This window comes from Saliphagus sp. GCM10025334 (genome assembly GCF_042663485.1).
GTDB lineage: Archaea > Halobacteriota > Halobacteria > Halobacteriales > Natrialbaceae > Natronosalvus.
In genome coordinates, this window is sequence record NZ_JBHTAF010000001.1 from 1,117,892 (window position 1) to 1,141,329 (window position 23,438).

Genomic DNA, 23,438 nt, shown 5'->3' on the forward strand with positions numbered 1-23,438 from the left:
CAAGGCACCGATCGGGCGTGGTGAACAGACCATCACTGAACGACGCTTCCTGTCATAGCCCTATAAATGATTGTTGGCCAATCTGTACCGCTGAATGACATGGTTTATATCCTGGTGGTTTTCAGTCTCTACACATCCAATGGTGGATGGACCACGCGATGGCTGGTCGGTGTTCGCTGTCTTGATGGCTGCGGTCATGGTGCTGGTGGTGTTCACGCCAGTGGGGGCGGCTGGCTCGCCCCAGACCCAGGTGACTGACGCAGCCACCGAGACGAACGACACTGTCCAACGAGCCACGTTCACGACGGGTGTTGCACCGATCGAAAACGACCTCGAGAGTGCGGAGGGGACGGTGGACGTCATTTTGCGACTCGAGGAACTCGAGACCAGGACGGTTGCCCAGAGCGGAAACGCTCAGACCGCGCTCAAGACGCATGCCAGGAATACCCAGGTGCCTGTCGAACGCACGCTCGATGCGACCGCTGGGGTCGAGGTTGAGGAGTCCTTCTGGATCACCAATGCGATGCTCGTTACGGTCGACACCGACGAGATGCCCATCGAACGCCTGGCTCGTCTCGAAGGTGTAACGCGGGTGCATGCGAACTACGAGGTTCATCAGCCAGAACCAGTACGCGAGCGATCGGTATCAGCCGACGAGTTGGGTACTGAGGCGACCACGGCAGAGATTCAGAGCACGTACGGTCTGGATCAGATTAATGCGACCGAAGTCTGGGCGGAGTATGGAACGCGAGGCGAGGGGGTGAAAGTCGCCGTTCTCGATACGGGTGTCGATCCCGACCACCCAGATATCGAGATCGCTCCCGAAAACTGGGCAGAATTCGATATCTACGGAAACCCGGTCGAAGGTAGCGAGCCCTACGATTCCGGTAGTCACGGTACGCACGTCTCAGGAACTATCGTTGGAGGTGACGCCTCCGGAGAGCACATCGGTGTCGCCCCGAATGCCACCCTAATGCACGGCCTCGTCCTTTCTGGGGGAAGTGGGTCACTTGCTCAAATCATCGGCGGAATGGAGTGGGCCGTTCAGGAGGATGCCGATATCATCAGTATGAGCTTGGGCTCACAAAGGTATGAATCCGAGTATATCGACCCTATTCGAAACGCCGAAGCAGCAGGGACGATCGTCATCTCGGCTGCTGGCAACGATGGACCCGGAACGAGCGGTTCGCCGGCGAACGTCTACGATGGAATGGCGATCGGTGCCTCAGACGCGAACGAGGATATTACTTACTTCTCGGGGGGCGAAACCATCGTCACCGCCGACGCCTGGGCCAATCCGCCGAGTGACTGGCCCGACGAGTACGTCGTCCCGGACGTCGCCGCGCCCGGGGCGAGTGTCACAAGCGCAGTCCCCGGCGGGGGCTATAGCTCCAAAAGTGGGACCAGCATGGCCACGCCGCACGTTTCGGGGGTTGTTGCCCTGATGCTCAGTTCCGGCGGCGATCTCGACCCGGCGACGATCTCCGAGACCCTCGAGACGACAGCCTGGAAGCCCGATGGCGAACCCGCAGGCCAGGATACCCGCTACGGGCACGGTATCGTCGATGCGAACGCCGCTACGGCCGCGGTTGCGCTCGAAAGCGGCGTCACCGGCACTGTTACCGACGCTGCTGGTGAGCCGGTTGCAGAGGCAACCGTGGCGATCGAGGGCGGCCTCGAGACGACAACCAATGCGATGGGCGAGTACGAACTACGGGCGAACCCCGGTGCACACACCCTCACCGTCGAGAAGTTCGGCTACCAGACGGTGGCTGACAGCGTCACCGTCGACGATGGCGCGTTCACCGAACGCTCTCTCACGCTCGACCCAGCGCTCGAGGCGACACTCCTCGACGGGCAACCCGACAAGCTCGAGGGTGGTGAATCCATCTCGACCGTGGTAACGGTCGCGAACGCTGAGGACGTTGTCGTTGATCTCGACGGTGGGTACGACGCCACAGCGGCCACGCTCGAAATCAACGGTGGTGAACACGACTTCGGACAGCCGGCCGAACTCGCTGACGACGGGGAGGTGACGGTCACCGTCAGCACCGCTGCTGGAACGGCTGGGGAGCTCTCCCTCGTCCAGACGTACAGTAACAGCACGGACGAGACCACGATTACGACCGGGCCCACAACCGTCTACGAGGAGCTGCAACGCGTTGCGGTGGTTGCTGAGGGGGTCTACGGCTCAGCTGTTGGGGACGTGCTCGAGACCCGTCTAACGAAACCGACGGCCGCGACCGTCGTGACCGTCGATGAGGTCGTCGATGAGGTCGAGACCTACGATGCGATCGTCGTCCAGAGCGTCGGTGATCAGAACCTCTGGGACTTTGCCACCGCGACCAACACCGCAGACGTCGGCGTCGTATATCTCGATCAGTGGGGGTCCGATGCCAATGGCATTCCGAAGTATGCTGCCCTGACGGGCGATCCAGGCCACACGGCCGAGTCGTACGACAACGGGGTCCCGGTGTACTACGATGTCCAGAACGACCACACCATCCTCGACGGATGGACTGTGGGCGACCAGATCGATGTGCATGCCAATCCGATCGGCGATTTCACCTGGTTCGACGAGACGTCCTTTACGATCCTAGCAGAGGTTCGCGCCCAGGATGGGACGGGCGGGCCGGCACTCGCCATCGACGAAGAGACCAACACCGTCTTCGCCTCCTCGCTCGGGCGTAACCAGTATATCGGGAACGACGACTATACTGCCGAGGCCGATGAGGTGCTCGCCAACGCGGTGAGCTACGCTGCTGCGGAGGCAGCATCGCCCAACGAGACGGCGTTTTACGGGAGCGCTACGATCGCTGGCGAACCCGCGCCCGAGGGCACACCAGTTACCGCCGCCGTTGACGGCAACGTCCTCGCCAGCACCGAGGTCGGCCCCAATGGCGTCTATGCCACTCACGCGAACCCACTCACCCTCGAAAGCAGCGACGCTGGCGACGGATCGGCGGTCACGTTCACCGTTGGCTACTGGGACGCCGAGGAAACGGCTGTCTGGCAGAATCAGGCGGTGCAAGAACAGTCGCTGGCCGTTCCCGGTGGCGAGCTGACGGGGACGATCACCGACGCCACTCACGAGGCGGTGGTTTCAGATGCGACCGTCGAACTCGTCCGCGATGGCACGGTGGTGGCATCGACGACGACGGCGACAGACGGGACCTACGCCTTCACCGAGGTAACCCCTCAGGCGTACACACTCTCGGTCTCGGCACCGGGCTTCGAGACCGCCACGACTGACGTCACCCTCGAGAGTGGGGGCGCTCAAACAGCGAACGTCTCGCTTGCCGGCGACGCCTCGCTTTCGGGAACGGTCATCGAGAACGGAACCGAGGCACCACTCGAAAGCGCCTCACTCACCCTCGAGGGGCCGTCCGGGACCTACGAGACCACGTCGAACGCCACGGGGTGGTACGCGTTCGAGGAAGTCCCGGGTACCGGTGAGTATACCCTCACCGCCGAGACCGCCAACCACACTCAGACGACGACGTCGGTCACCCTCGCAGAGGGCGACGACGGCACCGCAGACGTCGCCCTGACCCACGCGGACGCGCTGTTCTTGATCACCGACGTCGACGCGCCGACGTACGTCGAGACCGACTCGTCCCTCGAGGTAGCCACGACCATCGAGAACGTGGGGGCGACGGGCGCCACTGAATCCGTTACGCTCGTGATCAGCGACACGCTCGTTGAATCCACTGAACTGTCGCTCGAGGCGGGTTCGAACGCGACGACGACGCTGACGTGGGACACCACCGACGTCGACCCCGCGAGCTACGCTGGCTCCGTCGAGACCGACGACGACCAGCACACGTTCGAGTTCCGGGTGGTCGCGGCGGAGGCACCGCCACCGATCGTCGGTGATTCACCGCCACAGGATCTGACCGGCGATGGTCGCTACGAGGATCTGACGGGCGACGGGGCGCTGACGATCACTGACGTCCAGACGCTGTACCATCACCGCGACAGCGACGTCGTACAGGACCACGCTAACGCGTTCGACTTCACCGACAGTGGGGCCGTCGGGATCGCCGACGTTCAGGCACTGTACACCCTGGTGACCGATGAGTGAGCACGCTATGGGGCGATCGGATGAGAGCCTCGGTTCCGCCCGCCTGACGCGAGGCGCCCTGCTCGTGGCCATTGTCGTCGTGGCTCTGGTCGGCGGGATGGCTGGCACACCGCTCGCCACCGCAGACGCAGGCGTCAGCGCCGACCCAGGCGTCAACGTCACGGTGAACGCCGCAGACGACGTTTCAGCCGGCGACACCGGCCAGGCGACGGTCGTGGCAACGGGCGCCGACAACGGCGTCAGCGCGTACGAGATCACCCTCGCGGTGAACGACACCGACGTGGCGACCCTCGAGGAGGTAGCGGTCAACGCCGACGGCGACGACGGCCCGCTCGTCTCCGTCGAACGGTCGGCCGATGGCTCGACGGTGACGGTGACCGCCGCCTTGCTGGATGCAACCCACGAGCCAGCGGCGGAGATCGAACTGTTCGACGTCACCGTTGCGGGACACGCCGAAGGTACGGCCGCACTTGAGGTCGTGGCCGTCGAGGAGATATCCGATCTCGACATCACTGCCTACCCCGTCGATCAGCTGTCTGGGACGACGCTATCGGTCGTGGATCAGCCAGCGCCGGCCGCGACTATCGAACTCAGCACCCTCGAGGAACTCGAGACGGGGACGGCGAATACGACGACGGTCACGGTGACGAACGCAACCGCGGGTGTCAGTGCGTATGATATCACACTCGCGGTCGAGGATCCCGATGTCGTCTCCCTCGAAAACGCCACCGTCCATGCCACCGGGACGGAAGGGCCACTCGTCGACACCGAACGCGCTGCCAACGGATCGGAGCTCACGGTCACGGCGGCCCTACTCGATGCCGATCACGATCCGGCAGAGACCGTCGACCTGTTTGAGGTGACGCTAGAGGGCCAGACGGCGGGCTCGAGTAACCTCTCGGTCGCAGAGGTTACTGATTTGGCAACGGCTGACCTCGATCAGTACCGGATCGAAACGACCAATATGACGACCATTTCGGTCGCGGATCCAAATACGGGCGGCGGCGGTGCGCCACCGTTTCCAATGCCTACTGCTCCCGGTGATGACGAGCCTGAGCCAGCAGCCTTCGAACTGGGCACTGTTGACGTAGAGCCCGAGACGACCACCGAGGCAGAGCTGCCGATCACCGTCCCCGTCACGAACGTGGGCGAGGCGGTGGGCAACGCCACGGTGGCCGTCTCGCTCGCCGACCAGACGGTGAACGAGACAATCCCGGAACTCGACGGTGGCGAGAACGCGTCAGCGACGTTCAACCTGACGGCACCCGACGAGCCGGGAACGTACGAGCTGGTCGTCGAAACGACCGATGACAACCAGACGGTCGCCATCACGGTGGCCGAACCAGAGGCTCCGTCGGACGACCCCGCGACGGATGCCGAAGATGGGAGCGATGAGCCCGACGAGGATCGGGACAGTGAGCCCGACGACGATGGCAGCGATGATGATCAGGACGACGGTCAACCTAGTGAGGAAAGCGCTGGCTTACTTGATAGGATGCCCGGGTTTGGGATTGAGGTCGCTCTCGTCGCCCTCCTCATTGGAGTAGGGCTTCGGCGACGGGCTCCCCGATAACTGCACGGTCGGTCGCACGCTCATATCGGGGATCCGAACGAATCGAAGTCGCGGCTTGAGGAGATACCACCCGAGGCTGGTGGCGACGGCCGTGGCGTTGGTCAGGACATCCGCGGCCGTCATGTGTCGTGCGGGGACCATACCCTGGCCGAGTTCGATCAGGATGCCAAACCCAGTCGCGACGAGAAAGACGAGTTCGAGTTGCTCGAGTTGACACCCTCACCGTCGGTCGGACTCGGACAACGACTCATCATCTACTCGTTCGGGCGGTTCCGGTGGCTCTAGTATCGCGCTGAGAAGGGCAGCAGCCCGCGACGAGCGCAGATCCTCGAGGGTCGCGTTCGAACGCGTTCCGGCGGCCGCCACGAGGGCCAGCAGGCCGTGGACGACGGCGAGAGGCACAGTGATCGCATCGGTTACCGTCAACAGGAGGAAGCTCGAGATGAGCGCTGAAAGAAGACACACCCCCAGAACCCGGATCGGACGGGCGCTGACCCGATCGGCGATCGAACGCCCGGTCCTGGCGACACGCGAGGTCGTGAGGCTGGCGGTCACGAACGCGATTACTCGATCGAGGATGGCGAAGATGGGCCCGACAGTTCTCGTCTCACGCAGGTCGATGACGATCACCTCCGGTTCGGGTTCGGCCGTGAACCAGCGATAGACCGCCGACGACGTCACGTACCGAGCGAGAACGGTCGCGGCTCCCACGAGTCGAGAGGAGCGGCCAGCGCGAGTTACAGAGCGCTGGATCGCCCGGCCGTGCGAAGCCGCGACCGACGACTCAGTCTTTCGTGCGACGAACGATCGGGAGTTGTGATCCGTCGTGGAGTCGTCAGCTCCGAGAGCCCCGGCTCCGGCCGCCTCTGCAGGCGTAACGCGTTCGTCCTCGACGCCAGTGGATTCATCGGGCGAATCCCGATCATCTCGGCTCGAGGGACCGGGAACGATCGGCGAGGCGAGCCACGATCGTGCGAATGCCGTTGCAAGCCTCCGGCGAACCCGCTCAACGACGGTGACGACGGTCGAACGTTCGTAGGCCGCGCGGAGTGAATCGGTCATCAGTGTAGTAAGTTATCGATCGATATCTGTTACTTCGACGGTGACGATGACGGTCCCGAAGTCGAGGATGATCGTCTCACCCTCTCGAAGTGGTTCCCCGTGGAATCGGAGCCCAGATTCGGTCTCTCGACCCTCGAGTTCGAGTTCGAGCGTGAGGTCGAGGTTCCGTGGATGGTCGCGCTCGTAGATGTTGCCGTCCTCGCTTTCGAGGATGACCGACGCGGGTTCCGTTTCGACGGTGTCGATGGTCGCGACCGTCTCGCCGCGTTCGGTTTCGGTCATGCCAGCCTCGAGGCCGTCGGCGACGTCTGGTTTCACGTTATCGAGGGTCGCCGTGACGCTCACGGTGGTTTCCTCGCCGGACTCCTCGAGTGCTCCGCGTCGCGTGACGTTCCCTGTGAGTTCGTAGGCGTCGGTCCGAACGGGAATCGTCGACCCGAGCACGACTGGCTGATCGCCGATCGCCGGCCCGGAGCCGGTGTCGATCGTCCTGGCGGTGAGTCCGACGACGACGCGACGACGATTGTCGCCGGCGACGTGCGTCCGTACCGACTCGACAGTCGCGACGGTGTCACCGGCGATACGGTAGGTATCCCCTTCGGCGATCTCGTCGGCCGTCGCGGTCGGAACGGTCGTCTCTAGGACCAGTTCCGTCTCGTTTACCGGCAGCGTCGTCTCCTCGCCACCCACCGATCGGACTTCGCCCTCGGTCGTGTACTCGAGCGTATCGATCGTCACGGTCTGGCCCACGTGCAGGCGTTCGCCATCGAACTGGAAGACGCGGTCGTCCCGCTGGTCGTCCTCGACGAGTTGCCCGTTGAGCTCAGCCCGGATCACGACGGACGCGCCGCCGGCGCGGTCCTCATCGTCACCTGGCGCCGACCGGTAGACGTCGGTCACGGTGAGGTTGTCGCTACTCCCTTCGAGGTACATGACGTCACCTTCCGAGATCTGTTCGGCGACGTGTTCGGACTGGGTTCCCAGGTCGATCGTCGCATAGCGGGTTTCCGATTCGGCATCGCCCGTGAGTACGCCGACGACGGCGAGGCCGGCGACGACGACGGCCAGCAAGACCAGGACGACGAGTGCGTCGACGACGTTGACGCGGCCAAAGAGGTTGCCCTCGTCGTCGATCAACTCCATACGACAGCCACCACGATCATATCTCTGGCAAGGCCGACGCTGGACTATAGCTGTTGTCATGTATCGTTAGAGGCAGGACGTGGGGCCGCGTTCTCGACGCAGCGGTGGTCAGCGTCTCGAAACGGGGTCGAACAAATACAGATTTCAGGCGGCCAACGACTCGAAACGGGTTCGAGGAACGCCGAACTCAGGCCGCCGGTGTCTCGAGATTGTCCTCTTCACGAATCCGTTCTTCGGCGGCGTCCCGGTCTTCGGGGTAGCCGATGTCAGCCCGCCAGCCGTCTAGACGGATGGCGTCAATGGTCCGTCCGGACTGGATCAACAGGTCGATGGCCTCGCTGATCTCGTATTCGTCGCGGGCCGAGGGCTGAACCAGATGGCAGGCGTGGAAGATTGCCGGCGTAAATGTATAGAAGCCCGTCATCACGAGGTTCGACGGCGGTTCCTCTGGTTTTTCGATCACATCGGTGATCTCGCCGTACTTGTTGGTGTCACAGACCCCGTAGCGGGAGGCCTCCTCCCAGGGAACCTCCTCGACGAGGAACGCGGCATCGGCTCGCTGTTCGCGCTGTCGATTGACGACGTCGCTGAGGTTCGCCCGGAAGATGTTGTCCCCGAGAATTAGCATGAAGTCGCTGTCGACGTGTTCCTCGACAGTGAGGAGGGCGTGGGCCAGTCCCTTCTGTTCGCGCTGGTGGGTGTAGGTGATCGGAACACCCTGGAAGTCGTCGCCGTAGTGTTCGATGATCTTTTCTTTCTCGTAACCGACGACGACGATGAGCTCGTCGGCGCCGAGGTCGACGACCTGCTCGAGGCAGTGGGTGAGGATCGGCTTGCCGGCGACCTCGACCATGCCCTTCGGTTTGTCGTCGGTCAGTGGGCGCAACCGGGTGCCTTTCCCGGCCGCAAGGACGACTGCTTGCATGACATTAACGAATTAGGTCCGGTCACAAATACTTTCTTGCTCGAGTTTACGCTCGAGCGACTGGGAATTATTCCCGCGTGGACGGTTCGAGCGAGCGATCGACCCACCTAACAACTACGGCAACGATGAGCGCCGAGGCGAGCACGACGGGATCCGAGGAGACGTACAGGTTCGGCGACGGGTGACGGAACCAGGTGAGCGGGTACAGCCAGACCCCTGACTGTGCGTCGGCGTACACTTTCAGCGCATCGAGCGTGAGATGAGAGAGCGCCCCCACGAACAGCATACCGAACGCTCGCTGGCGGCAGGTTCGAAAGCAGAGCGCGCCGATAGCAGCGAGGACGGCGATGCCGCCGAGCGTGTGGATTGCGTCGAAGTCGAAGGGAACACCTGTCGTGGCTTCTACTGTGGTGTTGGAAATGACCAGTTCGATGCGGTTGAGGTCGGGCAGGAGTGAGCCAACGAGACCGACGGCGAGCCAGCGCGACGTGAGCCACTCGAGGCGCCAGCGCAGAATTGTAAAACAGGCGTAAGCCACGAGGACGTGTGTGAGGAGGTCAGCCATCGTCGGGCACCTCTCGCGTATCGCTTGTAGCCTGAGGTTCGAAGCCAATTCCAGTAACGTCGATTCGCCACTGCCGAAGGAAGTACGCGGCGGCGAGGAGCCCGCCAACGAGGGAAGCGAGGTGCTTGTACCTGGTAGCCGTCGGACTCTCGTTCACAACGACGAACTCGTCGGGTGTCATGGTTCGATCGGTCTCTAGGACTCCATAGACCTGGACCACACCGCCGGGTTCGACTGACTCGGTAGGACCGTAGACCGTCAGCTCGAGGACGACCTCGTCGGCGTCGTTGGTCACGTGGATCGTCAGTGCGTCGTTCTCGACCGCGTGGACCTCGCCGAAGAGGAGTACCCGCTCGCCGGTGTAGGCCTCGACGTTCCCCTCGAACTGGTCGCCCGTCGGGTGGGGCCAGTGTTCGTCGTAGGTCGCCCCATAGTGGACCGCGAGTCCGACGGCCCCGAGGAGACAGATGGCGAGCAGTCCGAGACGGACCGCGGTGTGCATCGTCTCTGCCGACTCACGGTCAGCACTTCGGCGTTTCGTTCTGCACTACTGGTGCTTCGACGGGATTTCTAGGTGTCTGTGGAGTATCCTGTTACACTGGGGAGTTATGCGCCACAATTCCCGGCTGGCGACCCGACCAGACCCTCCACTTCGAGAACGCCATACGTATTGGCGAGCGAGCGCTCTTTCGGGCGGTCTGTTTCGTCGATGAGGAGCCGATCGTTATCGCGCAGTCGCCTCCATAGTTGTGTGGCTGTGGACGACACTCCACGAGACTTCCTCACTTGCGTGAAAATATACAGGAGCAAACTAATGTGTGCCAACGTGATTCTCGCCTCACGTGATCGGAGTGAAACGACCGAACGGCCACAACCGTTATGTGGATTGGTGTAAGCAATCCTGTAATTTCCAAAGACATATATCTTCAGAACACGGGTGCCTTACGTAGATGCTGAAGGGGTGGCAGTACCGAATCGTCAGCGCTAGTGGGGTATGTGCGCTAGCGATTACTGCCGTCCTCGTCGCGAACCATCCGATCCCACAGCGCCTGTTCACGACGTACGTGCCGGTGTTCGACCGCCTCGAGCCGACGATCCTCTCGGGGGCGTCGTTGCGCTGGGCGGTGGCACTAAGTGCGATTACGGTGGTCGGGGCGCTGTTGCCCCTGTACAAGCCACAGCCTCGACGGGCCCTCGATACGATCTTCATCGCCGAGAAACGCGTGCTCGTAGCCGGATTGGCGATGGCGACGCTGGGGTACTTCAAGTGGTCCCACCGGTTGCCCCGCCAGACGCTCACGATGACCGTCGCGATTCTGGCCGTCGCGGTGCCGGTCTGGTTCTTCCAGGTGCGGCGACGGCCGGCCGGCGAGACGGGTCGAACGCTGATCGTCGGCGACGACCTCCACCAGATCGAACGGGTCGCGCCCGTCATCGATGCACCCGTGATCGGCTACCTATGCCCGACCCGGCCTACGGTAGCCGGGAAATCCGAGGCAGAAGTCGACGGCATTTTGACCGACGGTGGGACGGTCGAGGAGCACCAGCTCGCGGACCTCGAAGCGGCCATCGACGAGTACGGTCGCCTGGGCGCGATGACCAGACTCGGCGGGCTGTCTCGGCTGGAAGACGTCCTGGTCGAGTACGACGTCGACACCGTCGTCCTGGCCTTCTTCCGGGCCGACCGCGCGGAGTTCTTCGGCGCGCTGGATGCGTGCCACGAACATGGTGTTGAGGCGAAGGTCCACCGGGAGTACGCCTCGAGCGTGCTCGTGAACACCGGCGACGTCGGGGAGCTGGTGGACGTCGACCTCGAGCCGTGGGACCCGCTCGATCACGTGTTCAAGCGGCTGTTCGACGTGGTGTTCACTGCTGTAGGTCTGATGATCTTCGGGCCGTTAATGGTGGTGATTGCGGTGGCCGTCAAACTCGACAGCCCGGGACCAGTGCTGTACAAACAGCATCGAACCGCCGGCTTCGGCGAGACGTTCCCCGTCTACAAGTTCCGGTCGATGGTCCCCGAAGGGGACTCCGCTGAGCCCGTCGACGACGAGTCGAACGACCGGATCACACGTGTTGGGCGCGTGTTACGGAAGACGCACCTGGACGAACTCCCGCAGCTGTGGTCGATCCTCGTCGGGAAGATGAGCGTCGTCGGCCCACGGGCCGCCTGGACCGAAGAGGAGATCCTCCTTGAGGAAGACACCCCCGCTTGGCGCAAGCGCTGGTTCGTGAAACCCGGGCTGACGGGACTGGCACAAATTAACGACGCGAAGAGCACCAATCCCGGGATGAAGTTGCGCTACGACCTCGAGTACATTCGTCAGCAGTCGTTCTGGTTCGACGTGAAGATCGTTATTCGACAAGTGTGGAAGGTCGTTGAGGACACGTGGGAGACAGTACGGTGAAATCGATACCGGGAATCATCGCACTTACGCAAAGACGATTTCACCGGACAGATCACGATTACTGTGGTGGACGAGAGTCCGGTCGATTCGTTGCACGAGTTCACCAACGTCACGACCGTGTTGTGAAACGAAGATGAAACCCGCGTGTTCGACGTCCGAGAACCGTGCCTCGACCAGCGAAAGAAAATCGTCGTCGAACGTCAATAGACACCAGCCACGCTCGATGGCGTATCTGAGATGTTCCTCGTCGCTGCATCCGAACGTGTCTTCCTCGACCGGTGTCGTAACGTCCCATCCATGACGGCGGAGCCATTTGGGACGGGTTTCCAGACGTTTTCACCGGCGTAGATCATGCCGGAGAGTGTGTATTTTCGACACCCATCGTGTCCCGGAATTCCTCGATGTTGGCGTAGTAGTACGATAGTGCCGCTTTGGACGTCGGCGAGTGAGAGCGGCGGGTACAGTTCGATGATCTCGTCCGGCGAGTAGCCGCTGTGCTCATACGCACTCGCGACGTTCCCGACCCCGATTCTCGAGGCATGAGACGATCGGCGAGTATTGAGACGGGCGCCGCTGTCACAATGGACGACAATCACCACCTTCTTGCCTCGTTTCGGGAAAGCATCGGTCCATGCGTATTCTACGAGTCGCACAGAAGGTCTACCCGGACGTGAAAGAGGCTCTTAAGTCATTAAAACTAGAAGAGACAACAGACACTATAAAAAAGCTACTTTAGAAGCGAAATCGATGTTAGATGGACATATTCTTGAAGGAGGATTGTGATTATGAGATATGGAAATGAGACAGATTTCTCAGTATCTATCCAGTATTGATTGCCACAAGTATTCTTAATATAAACAATGGTCTGGGAATTATTACTGAAAATTCTGTTCTGGGGAACTGTTCTGGGATTAGTCCATACATTCTTCTTGTATCCAATATCTCTCAAGCTCTGGACTCTGTTTCGAGGAGAAACTCGGTCAAATGAAGCAACTAGTTTGCCAAGCGTTGCGCTGATTATCGCAGCATACAATGAAGAGGATGTCATTGCCGAAAAAATTGAAAATAGTCTTCAACTGGACTACCCATCAGATCTACTCGATATTATAGTATTCTCTGACGAATCGAACGATAGGACGGACGAAATAGTAGTGGGATATGAAGAGCAAGGGGTTTCTCTAATTCGAATTGAAGGACGGGTTGGGAAAACCGAATGTCAAAACCGCGTTGCAAGCAAATCTGATGCAGATTTACTCGTCTTTTCAGACGCCAATAGTATCTATGAATCTGACGCAATAACTGAACTCGCTCAAGGGTTTTCCTCAAATGTCGGTTGTGTTGTAGGCGAATTACGATATCGAGACTCGAGTGCCGTCCAAGGCGAATCATTCTACTGGAAATACGAGTCCTGGATTAAGCGGCTTGAATCGCGTGTTCATTCGCCTGTCAGCGGGAACGGTTCGATTTATGCGGTTAAATCGGAATCGTACGTGCCTCAACCGACCGCTGCAATAAGTGATTTCACTGAACCACTTTCAATTATCCAAAACGGAGAATTCGTCAAATATGCTCCAGATGCCGTCGCCTGGGAAGAAACAAGTGATTCAACAGCAACAGAACTTCAGCGCCGAATACGAATTGTTACTAGAAGTTGGAACAGCATAGCTAGTTTTCCCGAATTGTTGAATCCATTTCGTGACCTGCAATTCGCATACCAACTTTGGTCACACAAGATATTACGATGGCTCTCTCCCATACTGTTGATCATAGTTTTCATCACAAACATCGGTTTAGCAGCAACAGTAGATTCGATTATGTATCAATTGTTACTAGGTGGGCAGTTTTTGTTCTATCTGCTTGCCGCAATTGGTTGGCTTACAGATCGGTTCGATATTGAAAGCCCATTAGCTATTCACGTCCCGTATTATTTCCTTCAGGCAAACTATGGTATGTTTCTCGGGTTAATGAATTTCCTACGTGGAAGGAACATCGTCGTCTGGGAAACAGCTGATCGTTCCGGAGAATGAATTGTTAGTATATTCTCAAAGATAATCTTTAACTTTGAACAATCCGACTTAGCAAGTGATACTCACCATATTATTGGCTACTTACTAATTATTCGCTCCTGACCCAATTGTGTAGCGCCAAGTATTCATATCACCAAGCGTTGCCCGTCCATCAATGATGACGGGAGGTCCATTTTCGCAGGAGTCTAATTCCTTCCATCGAATCGATTTAAACTCATCATGCGGTGTAACGAGTACGACAGCATCAACATCTAGTTGATAGATGTCTTCAGTTGTAATTGGTTCAACATTGAATTCCTCAAACGTTTCAAGGAGGGGATCAGCTCCATAGACTTCTGCCCCGAGTTGCGTTAGTTCTCGTGAAATTGGAATCGACGGAGAAGCTCGGATCTCCTCGACACCGGGTCGGTATGTCAATCCAAGAATCACTACAGTGGCATTTTCAACGTCAATGCCCTCTGTCTTTAGTCCTTCACATACTTTCGAGACGGTGAATTCCGGCATCGAATCGTTCACCTCTCGGGCAGTGGAGAGAAGCGGCGAAGGAGCGTCAAACGGTTTGATCAGGAAGTATGGATAGTACGGAATGCAATGACCACCCACCCCTGGACCAGGGTCGTGGATATTACAGAACGGTTGGGTATTTGCGACCTCTATTGCTTCACGGACATCAATTCCAAGTTCGTCGGTAAATCGTGCCAATTCGTTCGCTAAAGCGATGTTGACGTCTCGATATACTCCTTCGAACACTTTTATTGCTTCAGCAGTTGTCGAATCTGAAACTTCAAGCACCCCCTCGGAATTCACTTCACTATAGATAATAGATGCCGCTCGCGTACTTTCAGTATCAATACCTCCAACAACTTTCGGATATGCACCTCGAATATCCTTCAAGGCTCGGCCCGAGGAGGTGCGCTCAGGGCAGAACGCGACCCCAAACTCGCCCTCAGAGAGCGAAGACTCGGATTTTAGCTGTTCAAACACGCGCTCTTCTGTCGTTTTGGGCGGAACGGTACACTCGATTAGCACCAAATCGCCTTCGTCTAGCCCCGTTGCGATATCCGAAATAACGGCGTCCAGGATAGCCAAATCGGGCTCTTTCTCATCAGTGATCGGCGTTGGAACGATAACTACGTGAACTGACGCCAACTGTGCTGCCTTACGGGGTTCCTTAGTTGCTCGGAGATCGTTGGATGTAACAAGTTTCTCAACGAGATCTCCAAGACCGGGCTCTCGTTTAATATGACTATTTCCACTCTGTATAGTCGCTACCACTTCTGGATCGATATCTGCTCCGATGACGTTTCCACAGGTTTCACCGAATACTGACGCCAGGGGGAGGCCCATTTTCCCTAACCCGTAGACAGCAACCGGGATTTCACCGTTCAGGAAGGCCTCTCGTTGAAGCGTTTCATTGCTGTCCGACCCATAGAGTTTCGTGACACCGGCCTGTGACGTGTTGCTCTCACTCATCAAAATTCACTTCCTGTATTTCGGAGTTGGCTATTCCTTCAATCTCTAAAGCTACTGCGAGCGCATCAATTCCATCCTGGACAGTAACTTCTGGTGTTGAGTTAGACCTTGCCGTCTCGATGAACGATTCAAGTTCTTTGCGTAGCGGTTCGTTAGTTTGAATGGTTGGGCGCTCCACAAGATTCGTATGTTTGAACCGTACGTCTCCATTCTTTTCGATGTATTCTGGGACCGAATTCCGGTGAATCTCTATCGACTGATCGATGTAATCAAGTTCGATGAAACACTCCTCTGCGGTGATTTCGAGGGTCCGGACTTTCTGCTGTGTCTTTCGGCTTGCAGTGAGTGATGCCATTCGACCCCTACTAAATCCCAGGAGTGCCGAAGCATGTCGGTTCTCTTTGACACCAGCTGCTGTGACCGAGGAAGGCCTATCTCCGAAGAGGGACAGAACAATATCGATATCGTGGATCATTAGATCCAAGATTGCACTATCCTTTATTTCTCGGTCAGGTGATGGGCCGAGCCGCTGTGCTCGGATACTGACGATTGACAAATCATCGATAATCTCTTTTAGTGCGGTTATCGCTGGATTGAATCGTTCAATATGGCCAACCTGTACGGGTACATCTGCAGATTCAACCCGTGATCGAAGATCCTCAGCACGATTGAGGTTATCCAAGACAGGTTTTTCCACGAACGTCGCAACATCTGCATCGAGACACGTCGTCACCATCTCGTAGTGAAATTGGGTCGGGACGACAACTGAAACAGCATCGACAGTAGCCAACAGTTCGTCGCTATCCATCACCGATGTATCGTGCTTTTGGGCGAGAGTGCTTGCGCGTTCCTCGTCAAGATCAGAGATTCCGACGAGATTTACGTTCGGTATTTCACTATATACCCGCGCGTGATGCTGGCCCATCGAGCCAACCCCGATAACGCCAATGTCCATTTCCTTACGGCTCATAATTAGTGATCACATCAATTATGTGTTTAATGTCGTTCGCCGATACAGTTGGGTGGGCTGGTAGTGAGAAAACCGTGTCTGCAGCAGCCTCTGCGTTCGGTGCCGTTGCTTCCAGATTCTCATATGCCGGTTGGTTATGAATACACGTTGGATAGTAGACGCCCGAACCGATATCTTGACTCAAGAGATACGACTTGAAGTCGTCTCGGTCACTGCTCCGTACCGTGTACTGATGGTAAACGTGTTTCATGTGACTCGGTTCAGATGGCGTAACAAGTGACGTCGATCTGAGTCCATTAGTTAGCTGTTCTGCGTTCTTTCTGCGCATTTCGATGAAGTCCGGAAGTTGCTGTAGCTGCACTCGTCCAATTGCAGCTGCGATACTGGTCATACGGAAATTGTGCCCGACCGTTTCGTGTTCATACGATCCCGTCCGACCGTGGTTAATGAACTGACGAAGGGACGAAGCAATATCGTCTCGATCGGTAACGATCATCCCGCCTTCCCCTGTCGTCATATTCTTTGTCGGATAGAACGAGAAACAGGCGACGTCTCCGATTGATCCAACCCTATCACCCTGATACATTGCTCCGTGTGCCTGTGCAGCGTCTTCAATTACTGGAATGTCGAGCTCAGTGGCAATCTTACAAATTGGGTCCATCTCTGCAGGGAGACCGTAGAGATGAACTGGAACAATCGCATCGATATCCCGTTCGTATGTTATTTTCCGTATTGAATCAGGATCGAGATTGTAGGTCTCTGGGTCGATATCTGCAAAAACCGGTTCGGCGCCGGTAAAGCGGATTGCGTTCGCCGTCGCAATAAACGAAAACGGAGTCGTCAGAACGAAATCGCCATCACCAATATCGAGTGCTTCAAGAGCAGCGTGTAAGGCGGTCGTCCCGTTCGCTGTTCCCACTGCGTGTTCAACCCCGCAGTAATCAGCAAATTCGCGCTCAAATTCCCGGACTTCCGGCCCATCAGCGAGCATTCCACTGTCGAGAACTGCCTCAACACGTTCCTTTGCTTTGTCGCTGATCATTGGGTTTGCAATCGGAATCAAATGTCGTTCCCCCCCTGGAGGTTTTCTGGTAGTGGTCGGTGTTCAGCCGGGGTTCCAACTGCGAGCGTCTGCGGCGGTACGTCATCAACAACAACCGAGCCAGCTGCGACGAACGAACCTTCCTCAATAGAAACGTCAGGTAGAATCGTTGCGTTCGCTCCGATAGAGACGTGATCCTCTATTATTGGTCCTGTTAGTTCTGTGTCTTGTCGGACTGGGTATTGATCATTTGTCAGTACTGCGTGCGGGCCGATGAATACCTGGTCCCCGACCGTCGTATTCGAGGGGACGTAAACCCCGGTCTGCAAGCTGACGTTTGAACCAACCGTTGATCGACCATCTATGATACTGTTTGTTCCGACGAGTACATTATCACCGATGTCGGTCAATTCTCGAACGAGTGCATGATGCCCAGTGGAAAAATGGTCGCCAATTGCGACATCATTGTAGATTATCGTTCCAGGCCTGATCGTTGAATCAGTCCCTATACGCGGCTCTTGTGAGTCCTCCGTATACTCGTATCCAATTATAGCTGTCTCCTTCATGTTCTTCTCTTGGTGTTTATGTCTATTTAGAATGTAGCCAATCCCTGAGAATCTTCCGGTTTATATGACCCCAGCAGAAGGAGTTCCTAACGACAGTATCGAATGACATAAGAAAACACCGTGGTAGGTTTCGTATACAATTATGAACGTACTCTCTGTGGTCGGTGCTCGGCCACAATTCATCAAGGCGTTTGTTGTCTCGCGAGAACTTCAATCACATCATAACGAAGTGCTCGTTCATACTGGGCAGCATTATGATAGGGAACTTTCCGATGTGTTTTTCAATGAGCTTGGTATTCCTGAACCTGATCATAACTTAGGCGTTGGTTCTGAAAGCCACGCAAAGCAAACCGCCCAGATGATGGTTGAACTTGAAAAGGTTATAAATGAGCATCAATCGGATATCGTACTCTGTTATGGAGATACGAACTCAACACTCGCAGCAGCCATCGTTGCCTCAAAGATGGATGTACAGCTCGCACACGTTGAGGCTGGCCTCCGAAGTTTTAATCGTGATATGCCAGAAGAGATAAATCGAGTGCTAACTGACCATGTGTCGGATATCTTATTCACTCCGAGTGAACGTGCTATAGAACAATTAAAGAATGAAGATATCACAAAAAACATCCATAATGTAGGTGACGTTATGTATGACTCATTATTATGGGCACATGAAAGGGCTGCAAAACAATCAACGGTGCTTGAAGACCTCAATCTCATAGATACAGATTACCTCCTTGCGACAGTTCATCGACCCCGAAACACAGATAACCAGGACCGGCTGGAAACCATCCTTTCGTCCTTAATAGAGGATCAACGCCCTATCGTCTTTCCTGCCCATCCAAGAACGAGGGATCGGCTTTCCCGCTACAATCTACTGCAGAAAGCCGAAGAGAAACTTTTACTCATTGACCCGCTTGGCTATCTTGATTTTATTAAACTTCAAGCAAACGCAAGTGTAATTGTGACTGATTCAGGAGGTATTCAAAAAGAAGCATTTTTCCTCAGCACCCCCTGCATCACACTACGAGAAGAAACAGAATGGCCAGAAACAGTTGAGACTGAGGGAAATATATTGGTCGGAGCAGATCCTGAACTAATTAGAGAGGCGTTATTAGACCCACCTCATCCAGAATCAGATGCACAGCCATATGGTGACGGTACAGCAGCAAGTAAAATAGTTCGGGCCTTAGAGGACTTACAATAAAATCAATACTTTGCGGTGTAATAGGCTTCTTTAATCTTGTAATGTAGTAAGCTTGTTTGAGATCTTGATTTAACGTAGCTCATCAGCTTATCCGGTAGCGTTTTATCTGGGTTGATAGGGACTTCTAGACATTCTGGCCAACAGTTTTGTATGATTCTCCGAGAGGTAGTATAATTCGGCGGACGGCGATCCTCGCGAGGCGTCTGCAAAATCGTGTGGAGTAATTCACGGTTTGCAAATGGAGCAGCTAACTCGCTTACCAAATCTAGTTCACGTCCGGCTCGTGCTCCCCAATTGCTGATTTTCTGCTCCCAATAGAACAGATCATATGGGTTAATCCCACTCTCTTTTTCATATTCTTTTGCGCTATCGAGCCAATTATTGAGTTCTCTAAAGCTATACTCTGTTCGTGGTAGGTGGGCCAAAGTATGACAAAGATCAACCGAGAGTTCTTTTGTTGGGTGTTCGTAGAATGTTCGTCCTACTTCTGATACGATTCCTGAGATTACAATGCCGTCTTCTGATTGGTTATTTCCGGTCCATTCAACATTCGCAAGAGTGTTATCATATCTGGGTGAGCAAAAATTGGACTTAATTTTATTTTTGAATGAAGAGCTAGCGGGTTTCAGGTTAACTGTCGTAACATCGATGTCTAATTCTACTTCCAACTGTTGGGCAATGCTTACATCTGTTTCTTTAACATCATTCCGGTCGAAGACGATATATTGACATTGGTCTGAAATTGGTTTTGATGCGGCAATAAGCATCCGAGAATCTAATCCGCCAGATATCCACATCTGAGGATTTTCGAATCGATCAACAATCGCTCTAAGAGATCCCTCCAGAAGTTCTGAAGAGTGCTCTATAGATTCGGTAGTAGAAGGAGAAGAATAGGGACTCCGAGACTGTGACTGCTTTTCCAGATCAAGGAAATGATTCGCCAGGACGCGCGTTAAACGATCATCGTCTGTACCTCTACCCACTCGCCAGCCGATGCGAGGTATGTAGTTTTCTTTAGATTTATTTATTTTCTGTTCTGTATCTAACCACGTAAGAGACAGTTTTGGTGAAGATGTGATAACTAAATCGTCACCAATACGACCATACATAATTGGGCGAAGAGCTCCAGCATCCGGGATCACTAATTGGTTTTCCGGTTGGTCAATAATTAATACATATCTCCCACTTAAGTGACTAGTTTTGTCGAACGGGTCAGCACCAGCATTGAGATTAGAGGCTAACTGACTAAGAATCTCAGCATTTGATTTTTTTGGCGAAAAGGGGTCCAATATATACCCAATACACACTATGTTAGTTTTATTCCTAGAAGCAGAGCAAATCGGTAAATCTGGATGGGAATAAAGTGTTAGGTTCTCGCCAACAGATTCATGTGGCCAGCTAGTATATTCACCAGGTCTGTCAGCAGACGTCAAAAGATATTGGTTTCGAAAACGGTCAGAGTCCGTCATTATCAATATAGTATTGATAAACGTATATAACGATGGCGTTTATGTAGTGTGTTGGAACTAGAGCAATCTATTATACAGAGATATAAGAGACTTAGATTCAGCCTCCCAACTATACTTCTCCTCTACAAGTGACCGCATCTCATGATCATCATAGTCAGTCTTGAGTGCCGTTTCTACGGTATCTGCTGTTACCATTATATCGTCTTGTGGGGCAATGTGACAATATTTTTCAGGCATATATTTGCCGATCGCATCAATCGGAGTTACAACAATTGGTAATCCAGCATAAAGGTATTCGAAAAGTTTTGTCGGCACTCCTTTTTGATAATGCTGAACATCTAGTAGAGCAAGGCCAACATCTGCCGAATATAGATGCTGGAACATTTCATCGTGATCCAAATATCCGGGGAATACAACGCGAGAAGTTAATTCGTGTTCTTGAATGAACTGTTTTGCCTGTGCTTTGTTTGCATCAGGTTTCCATGATCCGATAGCCCACAACTCAATATCGATACCACGCTCGACTAAAACTTTTAGGACACGCAACATACGATAGATGCCTCGGACATCTACTAGACCACCTACATAGCAAAGCACATATTCAGAGTTCCTTTCAATCGATTTAGTACGAGGAGGTTGTGAATCGACTTTTGGGAAATTATGTGCAATACAGACATTATCATTTATGCCGACGAACGGTTCTGCAATCCATTCTGAAACAGTAACTACAGCATCAAATTGAGAAGCTGCATATCTCTCTATTTGGGGAACTCCCCTCGAAAGAAATGGGGTTACTACGTTTGGGATCCACTCTCTCATCGATACAATATGTCCATAGTCCTCATGCACGTCATAGATTATAGCAGAATCAGTTATCTTAGAGAGGTACAAACCAACTGGTATTAACTCCGGATCATGGAAATGATAAATAGAGGCATCTAATTCTTTTGCTTTTCTAGCAACCTGTAGAACGCTCTTCCATCGGTCAATGCGTGTAGACGGTGTGCCCAAATCATAAAACGAAAGTTGGTGTTTTTCGTTATTTGGGGTGTTATGGGCCATAATCCCAATATCAAAACCATATTCCGCGAGGCTTTTTGCCTCTTTATCGAAGATACGTGTGTCAAGTGGTGTATGTGCAGTTGTCAAGTGAACTCCATCCATCATATGAAATCTCTGCACGTCCTATATAAAAACGTTGTCAGAGACGCGCCCTAATTCGCATTTGGAAATATCAATAGCTTTGTAACCCTGTCTAACAGATGACAGCGCATGGCAGATCAACCAAACGTTTTCGTTCTCTCAGTCGACTCACTTTCATATTCTTGGTTCGTGAATAGCAGTCAAGAACTGGCAGAGCAGGTCAACGGGGTCAATTTCACTAATGCAATTTCACCAGCGTCATACACCAGTTCAGCGATGCCAGCCATTAACACAGGCAAATATACAGATGAAATAGATGCGTGGGGACTTCCAGAATCAGGTGATCCATCCCCCCTTGCAGAGGAGTTTGAAAATGCTGGGTATGATTGTGGCCTTTGGACAGACAATTACTTATTCGGCAGCGAATACAATTATGATAGAGGATTTTCAGCAGGAAATCGTGGAAGTCCAGGCCGAAAAAAACAGATTGTGAACACTATCAAGGGCACGTCGCTTAACTCTATATTCGGTCTTTTTGAGTCGGCATATTTTAATATTATAGAGCCAGCGTTAGCCCTGGGAGGTGAAGAGAAATCGTTCTACAGAAGTGCAAATTCTCTAAATAAGGAGGCACTTGACTGGCTCAAGGAGCGACAGTCAAACCCCCCAGTTTTTTGTTGGCTGCATTATATGGACACCCACCACCCATATCAGCCTCCAGAAGAGTATCTCAACGCTCAGACATTCCATGAGCAACGGTCTCAAAGCAAACTAGGAGAGTTCACTCGAAACGCGATAAAATCAAATGGAGAATTACTCTCGGATGAGGAGTTGGAAGATCTCAGGGCAGCATATGAAGCATGTTGCAATTACATCCGGGATGAAATAGCCAATTTCATCTCAGCTATTGAGAACCAGGGACATTTCGATCCAAGTAAAGATGTTGTAGTGATAACTGCTGATCACGGAGAGATATTAGACCGTGAAACATACGGAATGCTGGGACACGTCCCACCAGCCTTCTGGGAAGACATTGTTCGTGTGCCATTTATTATAGGATGCCCCCAGTGGCCAAACTCGCCGAACGATAATTTAGTTAGTCTAATCGACTTGAAGCGCGTTCTAACCAATATTTCAGGGATTCTTGAAGAGACCCCACTGCAACCTTCAGATATTTCTCGGGACCATGTTTTCATGGTGTCAGAATGGGAAGAGCCTGAAGACGGATCAATAACAACATTCCAGGGGGTTCGTGCAGAATCCGGAGAAAAATGCTTTGGGTTGCGTCGATCAGGTGAAGATCAAATTGTCTACACTAACGTCAATGGGCTTGAAGAGGAAGTTGTGGGAATTCATGATGTAGATGGTTATAGAGAGGCAAACAATCTAACAAGAGCACATACTGACCTCTACTCAAAAATTCGGGAGCGGGGTGATGTTGTAGAGTATCAATCAGAAAACCGTTCTATTGATTACAGTGCTAATGAAGACCATCTTCGGGATTTAGGATATTTAGATTGAGCACTGATTAGGAACAACAGGCGGGACTGGCCTTCTTCCTAAGCAAATCAGAACACAGTGTACTGAGAACGGAATTTCCGTCTGGCTATACGTGTACTCGAGTGATCAAGAATCCTTCTGGGTGCTGTCAGCTCTAATTTGAATGTAGATGGTAACCGATCAGCGTAAGCGATGGGGAACTGAAAGCAAGTTCAGACTGTAGTGCCAAGAGACTGCTCTATTCAACCTAGTGGTCAATCCGCCCAGCGGACTAAAATTGA

18 protein-coding genes are annotated in these 23,438 nt (G+C 54.3%); 6 read left to right on the forward strand and 12 right to left on the reverse strand.

What is annotated here, in order from left to right:
• The first annotated feature begins 139 nt into the window (after positions 1-139).
• Complete coding sequence (locus ACFQO4_RS05240) at positions 140-4,084, forward strand: S8 family serine peptidase (protein WP_500259899.1); 3,945 nt, start codon at positions 140-142, stop codon at positions 4,082-4,084.
• A complete protein-coding gene (locus tag ACFQO4_RS05245) occupies positions 4,077-5,657 on the forward strand; it encodes a CARDB domain-containing protein (protein WP_500259900.1) in 1,581 nt (526 codons plus the stop codon). The genes ACFQO4_RS05240 and ACFQO4_RS05245 overlap by 8 nt, the downstream gene beginning before the upstream one ends.
• Positions 5,658-5,876: 219 nt before the next feature.
• Here ACFQO4_RS05245 and ACFQO4_RS05250 read toward each other — a convergent pair whose 3' ends face one another.
• From ACFQO4_RS05250 to ACFQO4_RS05270, 5 genes are all read right to left on the reverse strand, one after another.
• Complete coding sequence (locus tag ACFQO4_RS05250) at positions 5,877-6,719, reverse strand: hypothetical protein (RefSeq protein WP_500259901.1); 843 nt, start codon at positions 6,717-6,719, stop codon at positions 5,877-5,879.
• A gap of 12 nt (positions 6,720-6,731) precedes the next feature.
• The gene (locus tag ACFQO4_RS05255) at positions 6,732-7,862 is read right to left on the reverse strand and encodes a DUF4330 family protein (RefSeq protein ID WP_500259902.1); all 1,131 of its coding nucleotides are present in this window, start codon (positions 7,860-7,862) and stop codon (positions 6,732-6,734) included.
• A 187-nt stretch (positions 7,863-8,049) separates the two neighbouring features.
• A complete protein-coding gene (gene aglF / locus ACFQO4_RS05260) occupies positions 8,050-8,787 on the reverse strand; it encodes a UTP--glucose-1-phosphate uridylyltransferase AglF (RefSeq protein ID WP_500259903.1) in 738 nt (245 codons plus the stop codon).
• 67 nt (positions 8,788-8,854) lie between these two features.
• A complete protein-coding gene (locus ACFQO4_RS05265; protein ID WP_500259904.1) occupies positions 8,855-9,352 on the reverse strand; it encodes a metal-dependent hydrolase in 498 nt (165 codons plus the stop codon).
• A complete protein-coding gene (locus tag ACFQO4_RS05270; protein WP_500259905.1) occupies positions 9,345-9,854 on the reverse strand; it encodes an OB-like fold-containing membrane protein in 510 nt (169 codons plus the stop codon). The genes ACFQO4_RS05265 and ACFQO4_RS05270 overlap by 8 nt, the downstream gene beginning before the upstream one ends.
• 448 nt (positions 9,855-10,302) lie before the next feature.
• On the opposite strand from ACFQO4_RS05270, the gene ACFQO4_RS05275 reads away from it, so the two are divergent.
• A complete protein-coding gene (locus tag ACFQO4_RS05275) occupies positions 10,303-11,760 on the forward strand; it encodes a sugar transferase (protein WP_500259906.1) in 1,458 nt (485 codons plus the stop codon).
• 24 nt (positions 11,761-11,784) lie between these two features.
• On the opposite strand, the gene ACFQO4_RS05280 is transcribed toward ACFQO4_RS05275, so the two are convergent.
• Positions 11,785-12,090 carry a DUF5615 family PIN-like protein gene (locus tag ACFQO4_RS05280; protein WP_500260462.1) on the reverse strand — a complete coding sequence of 102 codons (306 nt, stop codon included), beginning with the start codon at positions 12,088-12,090 and terminating at the stop codon, positions 11,785-11,787.
• A 530-nt stretch (positions 12,091-12,620) separates the two neighbouring features.
• Between ACFQO4_RS05280 and ACFQO4_RS05285 the strand changes: the two genes are divergently transcribed.
• Positions 12,621-13,787, forward strand: coding sequence for a glycosyltransferase family 2 protein (locus tag ACFQO4_RS05285; protein ID WP_500259907.1), 1,167 nt, complete (start codon positions 12,621-12,623; stop codon positions 13,785-13,787).
• An 84-nt stretch (positions 13,788-13,871) separates the two neighbouring features.
• On the opposite strand, the gene ACFQO4_RS05290 is transcribed toward ACFQO4_RS05285, so the two are convergent.
• From ACFQO4_RS05290 to ACFQO4_RS05305, 4 genes are read right to left on the reverse strand one after another with little or no spacing between them, the layout of a single operon-like run.
• Complete coding sequence (locus tag ACFQO4_RS05290; protein ID WP_500259908.1) at positions 13,872-15,260, reverse strand: nucleotide sugar dehydrogenase; 1,389 nt, start codon at positions 15,258-15,260, stop codon at positions 13,872-13,874.
• Entirely contained in the window at positions 15,253-16,230 is a 978-nt protein-coding gene (locus ACFQO4_RS05295; protein ID WP_500259909.1) for a Gfo/Idh/MocA family oxidoreductase, read from the reverse strand. Before ACFQO4_RS05295 ends, ACFQO4_RS05290 begins: the two co-directional genes overlap by 8 nt.
• The gene (locus ACFQO4_RS05300) at positions 16,220-17,272 is read right to left on the reverse strand and encodes a DegT/DnrJ/EryC1/StrS family aminotransferase (protein ID WP_500259910.1); all 1,053 of its coding nucleotides are present in this window, start codon (positions 17,270-17,272) and stop codon (positions 16,220-16,222) included. The genes ACFQO4_RS05295 and ACFQO4_RS05300 overlap by 11 nt, the downstream gene beginning before the upstream one ends.
• Positions 17,273-17,289: 17 nt before the next feature.
• Positions 17,290-17,838, reverse strand: a complete 549-nt coding sequence (locus tag ACFQO4_RS05305; RefSeq protein WP_500259911.1) for an acyltransferase — start codon at positions 17,836-17,838, stop codon at positions 17,290-17,292.
• Between the two features lie 142 nt (positions 17,839-17,980).
• On the opposite strand from ACFQO4_RS05305, the gene wecB reads away from it, so the two are divergent.
• The gene (gene wecB / locus ACFQO4_RS05310; RefSeq protein WP_500259912.1) at positions 17,981-19,045 is read left to right on the forward strand and encodes a non-hydrolyzing UDP-N-acetylglucosamine 2-epimerase; all 1,065 of its coding nucleotides are present in this window, start codon (positions 17,981-17,983) and stop codon (positions 19,043-19,045) included.
• Positions 19,046-19,047: 2 nt separating this feature from the next.
• Here wecB and ACFQO4_RS05315 read toward each other — a convergent pair whose 3' ends face one another.
• Together ACFQO4_RS05315 and ACFQO4_RS05320 are read right to left on the reverse strand one after the other, a co-directional pair.
• Positions 19,048-20,514, reverse strand: coding sequence for a hypothetical protein (locus tag ACFQO4_RS05315; RefSeq protein WP_500259913.1), 1,467 nt, complete (start codon positions 20,512-20,514; stop codon positions 19,048-19,050).
• Positions 20,515-20,571: 57 nt separating this feature from the next.
• Positions 20,572-21,681 carry a glycosyltransferase family 4 protein gene (locus tag ACFQO4_RS05320; protein WP_500259914.1) on the reverse strand — a complete coding sequence of 370 codons (1,110 nt, stop codon included), beginning with the start codon at positions 21,679-21,681 and terminating at the stop codon, positions 20,572-20,574.
• Between the two features lie 105 nt (positions 21,682-21,786).
• On the opposite strand from ACFQO4_RS05320, the gene ACFQO4_RS05325 reads away from it, so the two are divergent.
• Entirely contained in the window at positions 21,787-23,178 is a 1,392-nt protein-coding gene (locus tag ACFQO4_RS05325) for a sulfatase-like hydrolase/transferase (RefSeq protein WP_500259915.1), read from the forward strand.
• Positions 23,179-23,438: the final 260 nt, after the last annotated feature.